Below are 15652 nucleotides of genomic sequence, written 5' to 3'. Positions count from 1 at the left end.
GGATGTCCCGGTGACGTGGTCTGGGGGGAGCGGCGCCCCGTCGGCGCAGCGCGCCTGGGCCCCCGGGCGCCCCCTCGACCTCTCCGCCACCCTCGGGCCCCTGCGCCGGGGCGGCGGCGACCCCGCGGTGCGCCGCGAGGGCACCGGCCCGCTGGCCACCTGGTGGTGGGCCACCCGCACCGAGGAGGGCACCGCGCTGCTGCGGCTGCGCCCGGTGGCGGCGCTCGGCGTCGTCGAGGCCTCCGCCTGGGGAGGCGGCGCAGCCGTCGTCGTCGACCGCGTCCCCGAGCTGCTCGGCGAGGACCAGGACGACTCCGGCTTCGCGCCCCACCCCGACCACCCCGTGCTCGTCGCGGCCCACCGCCGCCACCGCGGCGTCCGCGTGCCCCGCACCCTCGCGGTGTTCGAGGCGCTCGCGGCTGCCGCGATCGAGCAGGTGGTCACCGGGCTGGAGGCCCACCGCGCCTGGCGCGACCTGCTGCTGCGCTTCGGCGACCCGGCCCCCGGCGCCCCCGCGGCCAGCCCCGGCAGCCCCGCCGCGGGGATGCGCGTCCCGCCGAGCGCCCGCGGCTGGGCGGGCATCCCCAGCTGGGAGTGGCTCCGGGCGGGCGTCGAGGAGCGACGACGCCGCGTGGTGCTCCACGCCGCCCGTTGCGCCCCCGCGCTGGAGCGCACCACCGCCCTGCCGCTGGAGCGGGTCGAGCCGGCGCTGCGCAGCCTGCCCGGCATCGGCGTGTGGACGGCGGCCGAGGTGCGCCACCGCGCCCACGGCGACCCCGACGCCTTCTCCTTCGCCGACTACCACGTGGCCAAGAACGTCTCCTACGCGCTGACCGGCGAGGTCATGGACGACGCCGGCTGCGCGGAGGTCGTCGAGCGCTACCGCGGGCACCGCTACCGGGTGCAGCGCCTGCTGGAGCTCGAGGGGGTCGCGCGCCCGCGCCGCGGCCCGCGGATGCCCCTGCCGCGGCACGTGCCGGTCGCCACCGGCATGCGCAGCTGACCCTCAGAGGCGCAGGCGGCGCAGCAGGCGCGGCGGCACCCAGCGCAGCACCTCGACGACGGCGCGGGCGCCGGGAGGTGCCCACACCGCGTCGTCGTCGCCGGCGAGGGCGTGCGCGGTGAGGTCGGCCACGGCCTCCTTGGTGGTGGCCAGCCACGCCGAGCGCCCCGCGGTCAGGCGCGTGCGGACGAACCCGGGGCGCACCACGAGCACGCGGACCCCGTCGCCGCGGACCGCCTCGCGCAGCCCGGAGGCGAACGCGTCGAGCGCGGCCTTGCTCGCGCCGTGCGCGAAGTCGGTGCTGCGCGCCCGCACGGCCGCGGCGCTGGAGACCACGACCAGCGCTCCGCCGCCCTGCGCCCGCAGCCGCTGCGCCGCCCCCGCGGCCAGCGCGACCGGGGCGGCGGAGTTGACCTGCACGAGGTCGGCGGCGGCGAGCGGGTCCTGCCAGGAGCGCTCGCCGTCCGGCGCGGTGCCCAGCGCCAGGACGACGACGTCGACCCGCTCCCCGGCGGTGGACGCGGTGTCGAAGGAGCTCTCCAGGGCCGGGGTCCAGGTGGTGCGGTCGCGGGCCTCCAGGGGCACGGCCCGGGCGCGGTGTCCCTCGGCCGCGAGCGCCACGACGGCGTCGGCCAGGCGCTCGCCCGGGCGGCCCGCCAGCACGACGTCGAGGGAGCGTCCTCGGCCGAGGCGGCGGACCACCGCCAGGCCGATCTCGGAGGTGCCGCCGAGCAGCACCACGCGGGACGGCTCGGCGACGCGCACCTGCTCCTGGGCCCGCTCGCGGGACCGCTCGGCGGTCCGCTCGTCGGTGGGGCTGGGGGCTGCCTGACGGGAGGGCCGGGGGAAGCGCACCGCCCGATCCTGCTGGAGCCCGCCCCCGGGTGGAAGGGCGGCCCCCGGGTGGTGTGGGTCAGGATGGGCCGGTGCGAACGGCAGACGTGCAGGTGAGCGGCCGATGAGGATCACGGCCGTCGCCGGGGGCGTGGGCGGGGCGCGGTTCCTGCGGGGGCTCGTGGAGCACCTCGCCGCATCGCCCGACCCCGAGCTCCGCGCGGCGCAGGTGACCGCCGTCGTCAACACCGGCGACGACGCCACGATGCACGGGCTGCGCATCACCCCCGACCTCGACACGGTGATGTACACCCTCGGCGGCGCCGTCCACGAGGAGCAGGGCTGGGGGCTGCGCGACGAGAGCCGCGTCGTCTCCTCCGAGCTCGCCGCCTACGGCACCGGCCCCGACTGGTTCACCCTCGGAGACCGCGACCTCGGCACCCACGTGTTCCGCACGCAGATGCTGCGCGAGGGCCTGCCCCTGTCGCGCGTGGTGGAGCGGCTGTGCGAGCGCTGGCAGCCCGGTGTCCGGCTGCTGCCGATGAGCGACCAGCCCGTGGAGACGCACGTGCACCTGGCCGACGGCCGGACCGTGCACTTCCAGGAGTGGTGGGTGCGCCTGCGCGCCTCGGTCCCGGCCACCGGCTTCGAGCAGGTGGGCCTGGAGGCCGCGAGCCCCGCCCCGGGCGTGCTGGAGGCCCTGGCCGACGCCGACGCCGTGCTGCTCCCGCCGTCCAACCCCGTCGTCTCGGTCGGGACCGTCCTGGGCCTGGCCGGCGACCACCCCGGCGCACCGCGCGGCCTGCCCGGTGCGCGCGGGGCGCTGCGCGACGGCGGGGCGCCCGTTGTCGGGGTGTCCCCGGTGCTCGGGGGCCGCGTGGTGCGCGGCATGGCCGACGCGTGCCTGGCCGCGCTCGGCGTCCCGGCCACGGCGCTGGGCGTGGGGGAGCTGCACGCCGACCTGCTCGACGCCTGGCTGGTCGACGCCGCCGCCGACGGCGACCTCGACGGCACCACCCTGGCGGGCAGCGCGCCCGGGCGGGGCCTGGTGCTGGCCCGCCCCCTGCTGATGAGCGACCGCGCCGCCGCCGCGGCCCTGGCCGGTGCCGCGCTCGAGACCGCCCTCGCCGTCGGCCGCGCCGACCGCGCCGACCGCGCCGACCACGCCGACGACCGGTCCCCGGGGAGCGCCTCGTGATGACGACCGCCAGGAAGGCCCTCGGACTCGTCGGGGGCACCACGGCCGCCGGGGTGGGGCTGCTCGCCGCCGCCCTCGCGCGTGCCGACGGCGCCACCTGCGAGGTCCGCACCGTCGACGTCGCCGGCACCCCGGTGCGCCTGCGGGTCTGCCACTCGGCCCGGGGCCGCACCTTCGCCCGCGGCGGCACCACCTACGGCGACACCTACGTCACCGGCACCCACCCGCGCACCCGCGACGACGACCGGCTCCGCCACGAGGCCGTCCACGTGCTCCAGTGGCAGCGCTGGGGGCCGCTGCTGCCCCTCCTCTACGGCCTCGCCGAGCTGCGCGCCGGGGGAGACCCGACCCGCAACCGCTTCGAGGCCGCCGCCGGCCTGCGCGACGGGGGCTACGCGTGAGCGCCCCGCACCCCTCCCCGGCCGAGCTGCCGCCCTCGGTGGCGCCGCCGCAGCAGGTGGTCGCCGAGGCCGTCCCCGGACTGCCCGAGATCACCGCCGGCGCCGACCTCGCCGGCCTCCTCGTGCGCGCCTGCGCCGCGGCGGGCGTCGCGCTGGGCCCCGACGACGTCGTCGTGGTCGCCAGCAAGGTGGTCGCCAAGGCCGAGGGGCGCTCCGTGCCCGCAGACCAGCGCGAGCGCGCCCTCGACGGCGAGTCCGTCCGCCTGGTCGCCGAGCGGGGGCTGCCCGACGGGCGGACCACCCGCGTCGTGCAGGCGCGCTCGGGCCCGGTGCTCGCCGCCGCCGGCATCGACGCCTCCGACGTCGCCGAGGGCACCGTGCTGCTCCTGCCCGCGGACCCCGACGCCTCCGCCCGCGCGCTGCGCTCGCGGGTGGCGGAGCTGCTGGACGTCGGCGAGCACGGAGGGCGCGGGGGTCGTGCGCCCGCCGTCGTCGTCAGCGACACCAGCGGGCGGCCCTGGCGCGACGGCGTCACGGACTTCGCGCTCGGCGCCGCCGGGCTGGCCGTCCTGGACGACGCGCGCGGCCGCCTCGACAGGTCGGGCCGCGTGATGGAGGTGACGGTCCGCGGGATCGCCGACGAGGTCTGCGGGCTGGCCGACCTCGTGAAGGGCAAGGCCGCCGGCACCCCGGTGGCGGTGGTGCGGGGGCTGGGGGCGCACGTCGTCGACGGCGACGGGCCGGGCGCCGCGAAGCTGGTGCGCACCGGGCCCGCCGACTGGTTCGCCCACGGGCACGTCGAGGCGGTCCGCGCCGCGCTGGGCCTGGCCGAGCGGGAGGTGGCGCCGCCGCCGATCGTCCCCGGGGGCCCGGTAACCGAGCGCGCGGCGCGCGCCGTGGTGGTCGCGAGCGCTGGACGCGGGCTGCGGGGCGCCGAGGTCTCCCAGGACGACGACCACGGCGGCGCTGGCGGCAGCGGTGCGCGCCTCGCCGTCAGCGGGCCCGCCCTCGCCGTGGGCGCCGCGGTGGAGCGCCTCCTGGCGGCGCTGTGGGCGGAGGCCCTGGAGGCCGACGTCTCCGAGCCCGCCGAGGAGGCCGCGGCCGGCGGCGAGGCGTCGCGCGTCCTGGTCGAGCTCCGGGTGCGCGAGCGCTCCTAGCGCCGCACCCCGCTTCGACGTGGTGCGCCCTCCCCGGGTGACCGCGGTCACCTGCGGCGCTGACCGCGGTCACCTGGCGTGCGGAGCGCCCAGGACCCGGTTTCGCCACCTGACCGCGGTCACCAGCGCCGCTGACCGCGGTCACCTGGCGTTGGTGACGCACGGTCACGGCGTCGCGTCGCGCGGCCCGTCGGAGCCGCTCCAGGGTGTTGCGCCGCCTCGCTCCTGTGTGCGTTACGCGTGGGGTTCTTGTGACTCCTGTGGTTGAAGTGCATCACTGCTGGTCACCGGCCCGTGACGCTCGGATGACGCTCGCGGGAGACCGCGCCCCGCGGCCGAGGGGGCGGCCGCCTCGCGCCCGGTGTGTCCGGCCGTGTCCGTTGTGCCCCGCGGCACGCAGGGGGCGACACGCCCAGGCGCGAAGAAACCCGCCACGGCTTCCTGCGTTTCGCCTGCACGCCCTGTAGTCGCACGTATGTAATTCAGTCACCGCCGCGAGGCGGTCAGGGTCCCTCCGCGGGCCCCCACGAACGAGATCTGAAGGAGTCGAGATGAGCGAGAGCACCACCGTCTCCCTCGGCCTTCCGCGCCCGCGGACGGCCCTGCCCACCGAGACCGGCCAGCTGGCCGCCGTGGCCCCGGCCGCGCCGACCGCCGCCGTGTTCGCGCCCCGGACGTCGCTGGAGGCCCTGCCCCCGCTGACGTCGATCGCGGACCCGAGCCTGGAGGACCTCCTCGCCGGCGACCTCGTCGAGGACCTCGTGGACGAGGACGACGAGGACGGCGACGACGAGGACTCCGACGACGCGGCCCTCGAGCTGGTCCTCGGCGCGGCTGACGCCGAGACCGAGATCAACTGGCAGGAGCAGGCGCTCTGCGCCCAGACCGACCCCGAGTCGTTCTTCCCCGAGAAGGGCGGCTCGACCCGTGAGGCCAAGCGCGTCTGCATGAGCTGCGAGGTGCGCGTGGCGTGCCTGGAGTACGCGCTCGAGAACGACGAGCGCTTCGGCATCTGGGGCGGTCTGTCCGAGCGCGAGCGCCGCCGCGTCAAGCGGCGGGCGGTCTGAGCCAGGGCTCCTCCTCGGCGCCCAGCCAGCCGCAGCCCCGGCACGCCCGCCGGCCTGAGGCCCGGCGCAGCGCCACCGCCACCGGTCGCCTCCCGGCCACCGGCGGCGCCGGCACCGGGGAGCTCGCGGCGCAGACCGTCGCGGCGCCGACCCCGTCGGCGTCCGCACCGCCGTCCCACGACGTCGACGGCGCCTTCGTCGACGTCGTGCTGCTCGCCTGCGACGGCGAGCGGTGGCTGCCCGACGCCCTCGCGGCGCTCGACGCGCAGTCCCGCAGCCCCGACCGACTGGCGCTGCTCGACGCCGCGTCCGGCGACGGCAGCGCCGCGGTGCTCGCCCGCCACGCCAGCCGCTCGCGCCTGGTGGGCGGGCCGGCGGCGCTCGACGTCCTCCACCTGCGCCGCGGCGCGGGCCTGCTCGACGCCGCCCGCGCCGCGCTGGCGGCCACCGACGCCGAGGCCCTGACCGCCCCTGCCACCGTCCCCGCCGCCGCCAGCTCCGCCGGCGCGGGCGGGCGGCCGCAGCAGCACACGCAGGTCCCCGCCGGGCTGCGCTGGGTGTGGCTGCTGCACGACGACTGCGCCCCCGCCCCCGACGCCCTCGAGCGCCTGCTCGCCGCCGTCGAGGTGGCCCCCAGCGTCGGCGTGGCCGGCTGCAAGGTCGTCGACTGGGACGACGAGCGCCTCCTCCACCAGGTCGGCTTCAGCACCTCCGCGATGGGCCGGCGCCTGACCGGCGTCGAGCACGGCGACCGCGACCAGGGCCAGCGCGACCACCGCGACGACGTCCTCGCCGTCTCCTCCGCGGGCATGCTGGTGCGCCGCGACCTGCTGGAGCGCCTCGGGGGAGACCCCGGCCTCACCGTCCTCGGGGAGGACCTCGACCTGTGCCGCCGCGCGCGCCTGGCGGGCTCGCGCGTCGTCGTCGTGCCGGGCGCCGTGGTCCGCCACGTCGACGCCACCCGCTCGGGGCTGCGCCCCACCCCCGCCGCCCGCGCCGTCCGCTGGAGCGAGCGGCGCGACGAGGCCCACGCCCGCCTGGCGGGGGCCTCCCCGCTGGCCCTGCCCGCCGTCGCGCTCGCCGTGCTGCTCGGCGGGCTGGCGCGCCTGCTGGTGCGGGTCGCCGCCAAGCAGCCCGACCGCGCCGGCGCCGAGCTGGGCGCGGTGCTCGCGGCGCTCGCCCGGCCCCGCCGCGTGCTCACCGCGCGCCGCACCGCCGCCCGCACCGCCGTCCGGTCGCGCCGCGCCCTGCGGCCGTTGCTGGTGCCCCGCCGCGAGGTGGTCCGCTGGCACCGCGACCGCTGGGGCGCGCACCGGCATCACCCCCGCCACCGGCGTGCTGCCGGTGGTCGCCGCCCGCGCCCTGGCCGCCGCGACCACGCCGCCCTCGGGGCTGCCGGTGGTGCGCCTGCCCGAGGCGCCGCACCTGCCCGCGCCCCGCACGGCGCTGGTCGACGACCTGCTCGGCCCCCTCCGGCCTGCTGACCGGCCCGCCGACGACCTCGCGGCCGAGTCCGAGCCCGAGCTCGCCACCGCCGGGGCACCCGCTCCCGCGCCGACCACCGCCGACGACGACGGCGAGCGCGACGACGCCGACGGCGGCGCGGCCCCCCGCCGGGGGCTGCGCGTCCTGCTGCCCCTGCTCGTGCTGCTCGCCGTCGTCTCCACCGCGGGCCAGCACCGGCTGCTCGCCGCGGTCGCCGGGGGCCGCGAGGTCGTCGGCGGGGCCCTGGCCGCTGCTCCCGGGCTGGCCGACCTCTGGGCCGCCGCCCGCTCCGACTGGCAGCCCCTCGGGCTGGGCACCGCAGCCCCCGCCGACCCGTGGCTGTCGGCGCTGGCGGTGCTCGCCCTGCCCCTCGGCGGCTCGGTGCGCGCGGCGGTGCTGGTGCTGCTCCTGCTCGCGGTGCCGCTCGCCGCGCTCGGCGGGTGGGCCGCCGCCGGCGCCGCGACCCGCTCCCGGGTGCTGCGCGCCGCGGCCGCCGTCGTCTGGGCCGGCGGCGCGCCGCTGCTCGCCGCGACCTCGACCGGGCGCCTCGGCGCCGTCGCCGCGCACCTGGCCCTGCCCTGGGTGGCCCTCGGGCTGGCCCGGACGGCCACCGCCGCAGCGCGCCGCCCCGCCCTGGCGGCCGGAGCGCTCGCCGGCCTGGCCTCCGCCGTCGCGGTCGCGGGAGCGCCCGTGCTGCTCTGCCCGCTGCTGGTGGCGGTCGCCGTCGTCGCCCTGACGGCCCGCCGCTGGCCGAGCGCGCTGCTGTGGGCGGTGCTCCCGCCGCTGGCCGTGGCCGGCCCGCTGCTCGGTCCCGCCCTGGCCGACCCCCGGGTCCTGCTCCTGGGGCCGGGGCTGACCCCGGCCGGCTCCGACGCTGCCCCGCCGGGACAGGTCGGGCCGGCCGGCCTGGCCGGGCTGCGCCTGCTGCTCGGCGACCCGGGCTCCGTGCTGAGCTCCCTCGGCCCGGTGGCGGCGCTGCCGAGCTGGACCTCCGCGCTCGTCCTCGCACCGGGAGCGATGCTCCTGGTGCTCGCGCTGCTCGGCGCCGCGGCGCGCGGTCCCCGCGGCCGGCTGGCACGGGTGGCGTGGTGGACCGCGGGCCTGGGCCTCCTGGCCGCTGCGGCGGCCGCCGCAGCGGGCGGCTGGCCCGGCGCGGGCACGAGCCTGGTGCTCGCCGGCCTCACCGCGGCCGCGCTCGCGCGGGCACCCCGCGTGCTGCGCGCGGCCCCCCGCGACGTCGACGACGAGCTCGACGACGACCCCCACGTGCCCGGGCCCCACGGCCCCGGGCCCCACGGGCTCGGTCGCGCCGACGACGACGCCCCCGGGGAGGCGTCCCGCGCACGCCACCCGCGGCGCGGAGCCACCCGGGTGGTGGCCCTGGCCGCAGCCGCGGTGGTGGTGGCACCGCTCGCGCTGGTCTCGGTGTGGGCGCTGCAGCAGACCGGCGGCGGACCCGTCGGCGTGCGCCCCGCGGCGGCCGCGGACCCCGCCGTCGCCCGTGACGCCGCGCGCTCCCCGGACGCCGTCGCCACCCTGCACCTGGCCCTCACCGACGACCCCGTGACGGCTGCCACGGCCACCGTGCGCCGCGGTCCGCTCACCCTCGCCAGCACCTCCGTCGCGGCCCAGGTCGCCGCGGCCGGCGGCGCCGGGGCGCAGGCGGCCAGCACCGCCGCATCGGCCGACGCCGCCGTGCGCTCGGCGACCGCGCTGCTGGTGGCGGGCACCGGCGACCCGCGCGCGGACCTCGCCGCCCTCGGCGTCGGGTACGTGCTGCTGGAGGGGTCCGACCCGTCGTCCCAGCCCGAGCCCGGCGCGGCGCGCCTGGACGCCGTGCCCGGCCTCACCCGCGCCGGCAGCACGGGCGCCGGCGTGCTCTACCGCGTGCTCCCCGCCAGCGGCGGAGGTGACGACGCCCCCGACCGCCCCTCCCGCGCGCGGCTGCTCGCGGCCGACGGCGCGGTCCTGGCCGCCCTGCCCTCCGCCGGGGACGACGTCGACGCCGTCGTCCCCGCGAGCTCCGCCCCGGGCGACCCCGGCGAGGGGACCCGCACCGCCGTCGTCGCCGTGCGCTCCGACCGCGGCTGGACGGCGTCCCTCGACGGCCGCCCGCTGCCGGTGGTCACGGTCGACGGATGGGCCCTCGGCGTGGAGGTCCCTGCCGAGGGCGGGCACCTCGTGGTCACCCGCGACGCCGCCCCCGCGGACGTGTGGGACGTGCTCCAGGCCGCGGTGCTGCTGCTGACCGCCCTGCTCGCCGTCCCGGTCCCGGTGCGCGGCCGGAGGGTCCCGTGAGCCGGGCGGGCGGCGCCGCGGCCGCGCTGAGCGCCACCGGCGCCGCGCTCCTGGTGGCCGGTGGGCTGGCGGTCGGCGTGCTCGCCCCCCAGCCGCTCGGAGGGCCGCTCGGGACGGCGGCGGCCGCCGTCGACGTCCCCGTGCCCGCCGCCGGCGCCGCCCTGGTCTGCCCCGGGGCGCCGGTCGCCCCGGTCGCCGCCACCGGTACCGCCGGCACGACCGGCACGACCGGGGGACGGCGCGGCGCGGCGCCCCCACCACGGCGAGCGCGACCTCGGGCCTGCTCGTGGCCGGCGGCGGCGCGTCGCTGAGCGCCACGGCGCTGGCCGAGCGCCCGGCGGCCGGCGGCCAGCCCGCCGCCGCGCCCGCGGCCACCCCGGGCGAGGCCCTGGGCGACCTGCTCCGCGTGCGCCCCGCGGGCACCGCGACCGCGGCGGGCACCGGCACCGCGCTGGCCGCCGGGCCCGTCGACGGCGGTGCGCCCGTCCTGGCGGGCACGACCACCTCGCTGACGGGCTCGGGCGACCTGCGCGGGCTGTCGACCCCGGCGTGCGCCGCTCCCGCGGAGCAGACGTGGCTGGTGGGAGGGTCGACGGGCGTCGGCCGCTCCACCCGGCTGGTCCTCGCCGACGCCGGGAGCACCCCCACCACGGTCGACGTGACGGTCCTGACCGCCAGCGGGCCCCAGCAGCCCGACGCCCTGCAGGGCCTCTCCCTCGGCCCCGGCGAGCAGCGGTCGGTGCTGCTGGAGGGCGTGCTCGAGGGGATCGCGGCGCAGGACGCCGGCACCACCGGACCGGGTGGTGGCCCGCTCGCCGTGCAGGTCCGCTCGTCGGCGGGCCCGGTCTCGGCCTGGCTGGTCGAGGGCGTGCTGCGCGGGCTGGTGCCCGGTGGCACCGAGGTCGTCGGCCCCGCCGCGGCCCCCGCCACCTCGCTGCTCGTGCCCGGCGTCGTCACCGCCGGCTCCGCGCCCGCGGTGCTGCGCGTGGCGAACCCGGGGGCGGAGCCCGTGGTGGCCCGCTTCTCCGTGGTCGGCACCTCCGGCTCGGCGGTGCCCTCCGGGGCCGTGCCGGCGACGGCGGTGCCGGCGGGCTCCGCCGTCGACGTCGAGCTGCCGGCGCTGCCGGCCGGTGGCGTCGCCCTCGCGGTCGAGGCCGACGGGCCGGTGCTGGCAGCGGTCCGCACCGACAGCGCCCCGGGCTCCGGCACCCCGGGCGACCTCGCCTGGGCCCCGGCGGCCGAGCCGCTGCGCGGGCGCGCGCTGGTGGCCCTGCCGCCCGCCGCCCCGGGGTCGTCGGGCGCACCGGACGCGCGCCTGGTGCTCACCTCGCGGGAGGCCGCCGCCGTCGACGTCGCCATCGTCGGCGCCGACGGGAGGACCGGTCAGGCGCGGCGGGTGGAGCTGCCCGCCTCGACGACCACCGCCGCCGACGTCGACGACCTGGTCCGGTCCGCCGGCGGCTCGGGCAGCCCCGTGGCCCTGCTGCTGACCCCGGTGGCCGGGCAGGACGGCCACGTGGTGGCCGCGCTCTCCTCGCGCGCCGCCGCGGGCGGCGGGGGAGACCTGGTCAGCACGACGGCGGTCAGCCCCGGGTCCGCAGCGCCGAGCACCGTCGCGGTGGCCGTCACCGGCCCCTGAGCCCCTGAGCCCCTGAGCCCCTGAGCCCCTGAGCCCCGGCGACGTTGCAGCGCCGGTGGGTCGGGCGGCGGCTCAGCCGTCGTCGTCGCCGGAGCGGTAGCGGGGGTCGACCTGCTCGGGGTCATGCCCAGCGCCGCGGCGACCTGCTCGACCACGACCTCGTGCACCAGCGAGGCCAGGTCGGCCTCGTCGGCGCCGCGCGTCTCCAGGGGGCGGCGGTACAGCACCACCCGCGGCCGCTGGGTGCGCGTGGCCGGGAAGAAGCGGCCGAGGGCCACCTCGGGGCGCTCCCAGGTGGCCGAGTCGCCCGGGGGGACGTCCTCGACGGCGAACTCCACGGCGGCCATCTGCTCGGCCCAGCGGCGCTCCAGCCGCTCGACGGCGTCGAGCACGACGTCGTCGAAGCGCTCCGCGCGGGTGCGGGTGCCGGGCAGCTCCGGTGGCATCAGCGGGCCGCGCAGCCCGCGGCCGTGGCGGTCGCGGCGGCGGCGTCTCAGACCGCGGGCGCTGGGCACCCGGGAAGGCTACGGCCGCGCCATCGGGGGGAGCGCCGGCAGGTCCGCGGGAGAGGTGCGGCAGGGCTGGCGGAGGGCTGGCGGAGGGCTGGCGGAGGGCTGGCGGAGGGCTGGTGCGGCGGGGCGGGCCGGGTGCCCGGCCCGGCGACGCGCCCGGGTGCGGGGCGACGCGAACACGGCGAGTCGTGGCGAATGCGGGTGTTGCGGGAGGTGCAGGAGTACCGTCGCTCCATGGCGATGCGACGGTGCAGCAGGACAGCGTGCGGTACCCCGGCCATCGCCACGCTGACGTACGTGTACGCCGACTCCACGGCGGTGCTGGGCCCGCTGGCCCAGGCGGCCGAGCCCCACTGCTACGACCTCTGCGCGGCCCACGCCGGGCGCCTCACGGTGCCCCGGGGCTGGGAGGTCGTGCGGCTGCAGCCGGAGTCGTACGAGCACCGGCAGACCCACGACGACCTGCTCGCCCTGGCCGACGCGGTCCGCGAGGCGGCACGCCCGGCGCCCGAGCCCGTGGCGGTCCCGGCGCGGGAGCCGGTCGCGGCGGGCAGCGGCGGGCGCCGCTCGCACCTGCGGGTGCTGCGCGACTGACCCGCCCGTCCCGCTGACCGGCCCGAGCGGCCCGGTGGTCAGGCGCGGGTGCGCTCCAGCACCTGGGTGATCGAGAGGACCTCGTCCTCGGAGTCCCAGCGGCGGTGCTCGCAGCCCCGGCACGAGCTGAAGCGGACGGCGGTGCCGTCGGTGAGCACCATCGACAGCACGGTCAGCTGGTCACCGCCGCACGCGGGGCAGGTGGGGCGCTGGGCGCCGGTCTGCAGCAGCGAGCCGAGAGGCGGCGCGGCCGCGGCGGCGCGGCGACGGCGGCGCGGAGCCGCCTCGGTGGTGGTGAGGTCGGTCGACGCGGTGGTCGACAGACCGGTCGACAGGGTGGGGGCGGACGGGGCCACGGTCCTCCTCGGTGCGACGGGCGGAGCGCCGGAGGCGCTCCTGCTGCCGGGGCCCGGGCGCTCGCCCGGCCTCCAGCACTCATCCCATCGGCGCAACGGGGCGCGGCCTGAGGACTCTCCGGTCGCCCGCCCGGCCCCCTCGTCCGGCGGACGGGGGCGGACGGCGAGCGCCCCTGGCTACGCTCCACGGCGTGGCTGACTCCCCGAACGGCACCCCGATCGACCTGGCGACCATCGTCAAGGCCTACGACGTGCGGGGCCTGGCCCCCCAGCAGCTCGACGAGACCGTCGCGCACGCCCTGGGCGCGGCCGCCGCCGACGTCCTCGGCGTCGCCGGCAGGGCGGGGCAGGACGGCGGCACCCTCGTCATCGGGCACGACATGCGGCCCACCAGCCCGACCCTGGTCGACGCGTTCGCCCGCGGCGTGACCGACCGCGGCGGCGACGTGCTCGTCATCGGCCTGTGCTCCACCGACGGCCTCTACTTCGCCTCCGGCCACCTGGGCGCGCCGGGCGCGATGTTCACCGCGAGCCACAACCCGGCCGCCTACAACGGCATCAAGATGTGCTTCGCCGGCGCCAAGCCGGTCGGCACCGGCACCGGCCTCGACGAGGTCCGCTCGCTCGCCCAGCAGTTCCTGGACACCGCTGCTCAGGGGGGCGCCGACGGCGGGGGTGTCCCGCTCGCCCCCCGCACCGGCACCCGCTCCGACCGCGACCTGCTCGGCGAGTACGCCGCCCACCTGCGCACCCTGGTGCCGCTGGGCGGCTCGCGCCCGCTGAAGGTCGTCGTCGACGCCGGCAACGGCATGGCCGGGCTCACCGCGCCCGCCGTCCTCGGCACGGAGGCGGGGCTGCCCGAGCTGCCGCTCGAGGTCGTCCCGATGTACTTCGAGCTCGACGGCACCTTCCCGAACCACGAGGCGAACCCGCTGGAGCCGGCGAACCTGGTCGACCTGCAGAAGGCCGTGGTCGAGCACGGCGGCGACATCGGCCTCGCCTTCGACGGCGACGCCGACCGCGTCTTCGTGGTGGACGAGAAGGGCGACCCGGTCAGCCCCTCCGCGGTGACCGCGATGGTGGCGCTGCGCGAGCTGGCGAAGACGCCCGGCGCGACGATCCTGCACAACCTCATCACCTCGCGGGCCGTGCCCGAGCAGGTCAGCGCCGCCGGCGGCACCCCGGTGCGCACCCGCGTGGGCCACTCGTTCATCAAGGCGGAGATGGCCCGCACCGGCGCCGTCTTCGGCGGCGAGCACTCCGCGCACTTCTACTTCAAGGACTTCTGGGGCGCCGACACCGGCATGCTCGCCGCGATGCACGTCCTCGCCGCGCTGGGGAGCAGGACGGCCCGCTGTCCGAGCTGGTCTCGGAGTTCGACCCCTACTCCGCCAGCGGCGAGATCAACTCGACGGTGACCGACGTCGCCGGGACGACGGCAGCCGTCCGCGAGCGCTGGGAGGCCCGCGGTGGCGTCGTCGACACCATGGACGGCCTCACGGTGAGCTCCCCGGAGGGCGAGCAGCCCGCCTGGTGGTTCAACCTGCGCCCCTCCAACACCGAGCCGCTGCTGCGCCTGAACGCCGAGGGCGCCGACACGGCGACCATGGAGCGCATCCGCGACGAGGTGCTCGCCCAGGTCCGCGGCGGGGCTGCCTGATGGCCACCGCCGCGAACGAGCCGTGGCGCGAGCCGTGGCTGCGCGAGCTGCTGCGCTGCCCCGTCGACGGGGCCGAGCTGCGCGACGTCCCCCTGGCCGAGGAGGTGGCGGGCCTGGCCTGCACCGATGCGGGCCACCGCGTGGCCTACCCGGTCATCGACGGCGTGCCGGTGCTCCTCGCCGACGACGCCGTCCCCCTGCGCTGACCCACCGCTCGACCGTGGTGCCAGCGGACGTCCTGAGCACCTTTCGACCGTGATCATGGGCGTCCGCCACCCTCCCCGGGGGAGACTGGTGCGGTGATCGACGAAGCCCTGCTCGACGACCCGGCCGGCCTCGAGGCCGGCGACCCCCTGGGCGTGCTGCGCGCCCTCGCCGGCGCCGGCGCCCAGGTGCGTCGGGCGGTCGGCGCCGCCCAGGAGTCCGGCGTGTCGCGCCTGGACCCCTCCGACCGGCCCCGCGCCGTCCTCGTGGCCGCCCGCGGCGGGTCGGAGGTCGTGGCCGACGCCGTCACCGCCCTCGCGGGAGCGGCCTCGCCGGTGCCCGTGATCGCGCGCACCGGTGACGTGCTGCCCGGCTGGGTCGGGCCGCTCGACATGGTGGTCTCGGTGTCGCTGTCGGGATCGCACAGCCCGGCGATCCCCGTGGTCGCCGAGGCGGGGCGCCGCGGCGCGCGCGTGCTGACGGTCTCCCGCGAGGGCTCCTCGCTGGCGCGCGTGAGCCAACAGGTGCGCGGGCTGCACGTCACCACGCCGTCACCGGGTCGCGACGCCGTCGCCGTCCCCACCACGCGCACCGCGCTGTGGTCGCTGCTCACGCCGGTGCTGCTGGCCTTCGACAGGCTCGGCCTGCTCACCGCGGGGCCCTCCGAGCTCGCCGCGCTCGCCGACGCCCTCGACGAAGAGGCGCGCGAGAGCCGCCCGTCGTCGGAGACCTTCGTCAACCCGGCCAAGGCCCTCGCCGTCGAGCTCGACGGCGCGGTGCCGGTGGTCCTCGGCGACGGCCCGGTCTCCGCCGTCGCCGCGCGCCGCTTCGCGACGGTCCTCGCCCGCTCGGCGCGGGTCCCGGCGCTGGCGGGCACGCTGCCCGACGACGCCGGCGACGTCGTCGCCACCTTCGGCGGGCCCTTCGCCACGACGGTCGACGACGTGTTCGCCGACCCGTTCCTCGACGGTCCCAGCGGCGCCAAGCTCCGGCTCGTCGTGCTGCGCGAGCACGAGGCGCAGGCCAGCTCGGCGGTGGTGCAGATCGCCGAGCGCGCCGGCGTGCGGGTCTCGCAGGTGTCGGTGGAGGAGGAGTCGCCGCTGCAGCGCCTCGGCCTGCTCATCGCCCGGACCGACTTCGCCGCGACCTACCTGGCCCTGGGCTCCGGCACGGACCCGGGCTCCAGCCCGCACGTCGCCGACCTGCGCGACGCCACCCGGTAGCCCCGGGCGGCGCCGCACCGG

General features: G+C 79.3%; 13 protein-coding genes and 2 pseudogenes. 12 read left to right on the top strand and 3 right to left on the bottom strand.

Annotation, left to right across the window (positions count from 1 at the left end; genetic code table 11):
* Positions 1 to 10: 10 nt before the first annotated feature.
* Entirely contained in the window at positions 11 to 1003 is a 993-nt protein-coding gene (locus F1641_RS06760) for a DNA-3-methyladenine glycosylase (RefSeq protein WP_194903887.1), read from the top strand.
* A 3-nt stretch (positions 1004 to 1006) separates the two neighbouring features.
* On the opposite strand, the gene F1641_RS06755 is transcribed toward F1641_RS06760, so the two are convergent.
* Entirely contained in the window at positions 1007 to 1858 is an 852-nt protein-coding gene (locus F1641_RS06755; RefSeq protein ID WP_194903884.1) for an SDR family NAD(P)-dependent oxidoreductase, read from the bottom strand.
* A 103-nt stretch (positions 1859 to 1961) separates the two neighbouring features.
* On the opposite strand from F1641_RS06755, the gene cofD reads away from it, so the two are divergent.
* The 7 genes from cofD to F1641_RS21085 all read left to right on the top strand — a co-directional run bounded on the left by cofD (position 1962) and on the right by F1641_RS21085 (position 11082).
* The gene (gene cofD, locus F1641_RS06750; protein WP_194903882.1) at positions 1962 to 3035 is read left to right on the top strand and encodes a 2-phospho-L-lactate transferase; all 1074 of its coding nucleotides are present in this window, start codon (positions 1962 to 1964) and stop codon (positions 3033 to 3035) included.
* Positions 3035 to 3436 carry a Fe-S oxidoreductase gene (locus F1641_RS06745; protein ID WP_194903879.1) on the top strand — a complete coding sequence of 134 codons (402 nt, stop codon included), beginning with the start codon at positions 3035 to 3037 and terminating at the stop codon, positions 3434 to 3436. Before cofD ends, F1641_RS06745 begins: the two co-directional genes overlap by 1 nt.
* Positions 3433 to 4593 carry a coenzyme F420-0:L-glutamate ligase gene (locus F1641_RS19750; protein ID WP_206690709.1) on the top strand — a complete coding sequence of 387 codons (1161 nt, stop codon included), beginning with the start codon at positions 3433 to 3435 and terminating at the stop codon, positions 4591 to 4593. The genes F1641_RS06745 and F1641_RS19750 overlap by 4 nt, the downstream gene beginning before the upstream one ends.
* A 551-nt stretch (positions 4594 to 5144) precedes the next feature.
* A complete protein-coding gene (locus tag F1641_RS23765) occupies positions 5145 to 5660 on the top strand; it encodes a WhiB family transcriptional regulator (protein ID WP_375541463.1) in 516 nt (171 codons plus the stop codon).
* A gap of 206 nt (positions 5661 to 5866) precedes the next feature.
* Positions 5867 to 7144, top strand: a complete 1278-nt coding sequence (locus tag F1641_RS06730; RefSeq protein ID WP_194903877.1) for a glycosyltransferase — start codon at positions 5867 to 5869, stop codon at positions 7142 to 7144.
* Between the two features lie 2295 nt (positions 7145 to 9439).
* Positions 9440 to 9754, top strand: coding sequence for a hypothetical protein (locus tag F1641_RS06725; protein ID WP_194903875.1), 315 nt, complete (start codon positions 9440 to 9442; stop codon positions 9752 to 9754).
* On the top strand, positions 9730 to 11082 hold the full coding sequence (locus F1641_RS21085) for a DUF5719 family protein (RefSeq protein ID WP_309225438.1): 1353 nt from the start codon (positions 9730 to 9732) through the stop codon (positions 11080 to 11082). Before F1641_RS06725 ends, F1641_RS21085 begins: the two co-directional genes overlap by 25 nt.
* Positions 11083 to 11255: 173 nt before the next feature.
* On the opposite strand, the pseudogene F1641_RS22995 reads toward F1641_RS21085, so the two are convergent.
* Positions 11256 to 11429, bottom strand: a pseudogene (locus F1641_RS22995) (metallopeptidase family protein); the annotation flags it as partial.
* A gap of 399 nt (positions 11430 to 11828) precedes the next feature.
* Here F1641_RS22995 and F1641_RS06715 point away from each other — a divergent pair.
* Positions 11829 to 12188, top strand: coding sequence for a DUF3499 domain-containing protein (locus F1641_RS06715; protein WP_194903873.1), 360 nt, complete (start codon positions 11829 to 11831; stop codon positions 12186 to 12188).
* Positions 12189 to 12226: 38 nt separating this feature from the next.
* Here the strand turns inward: F1641_RS06715 and F1641_RS06710 are convergent, their stop codons facing one another.
* Positions 12227 to 12544, bottom strand: coding sequence for a hypothetical protein (locus tag F1641_RS06710; protein WP_194903872.1), 318 nt, complete (start codon positions 12542 to 12544; stop codon positions 12227 to 12229).
* A 191-nt stretch (positions 12545 to 12735) separates the two neighbouring features.
* Here F1641_RS06710 and F1641_RS06705 point away from each other — a divergent pair.
* The 3 genes and pseudogenes from F1641_RS06705 to F1641_RS06695 all read left to right on the top strand — a co-directional run bounded on the left by F1641_RS06705 (position 12736) and on the right by F1641_RS06695 (position 15631).
* Positions 12736 to 14204, top strand: a pseudogene (locus tag F1641_RS06705) (phosphomannomutase/phosphoglucomutase).
* Positions 14204 to 14410 carry a Trm112 family protein gene (locus F1641_RS06700; RefSeq protein ID WP_194903871.1) on the top strand — a complete coding sequence of 69 codons (207 nt, stop codon included), beginning with the start codon at positions 14204 to 14206 and terminating at the stop codon, positions 14408 to 14410. The pseudogene F1641_RS06705 and the gene F1641_RS06700 overlap by 1 nt, the downstream one beginning before the upstream one ends.
* A 93-nt stretch (positions 14411 to 14503) precedes the next feature.
* Positions 14504 to 15631 carry an SIS domain-containing protein gene (locus F1641_RS06695; RefSeq protein ID WP_194903870.1) on the top strand — a complete coding sequence of 376 codons (1128 nt, stop codon included), beginning with the start codon at positions 14504 to 14506 and terminating at the stop codon, positions 15629 to 15631.
* The last annotated feature ends 21 nt before the right edge of the window (positions 15632 to 15652 follow it).

This window comes from Quadrisphaera sp. INWT6, from assembly GCF_015390235.1.
Taxonomy (GTDB): domain Bacteria; phylum Actinomycetota; class Actinomycetes; order Actinomycetales; family Quadrisphaeraceae; genus Quadrisphaera.
The sequence above is the reverse complement of the archived record's forward strand: the minus strand, read 5'-3'. Positions and strand labels throughout refer to the sequence as shown.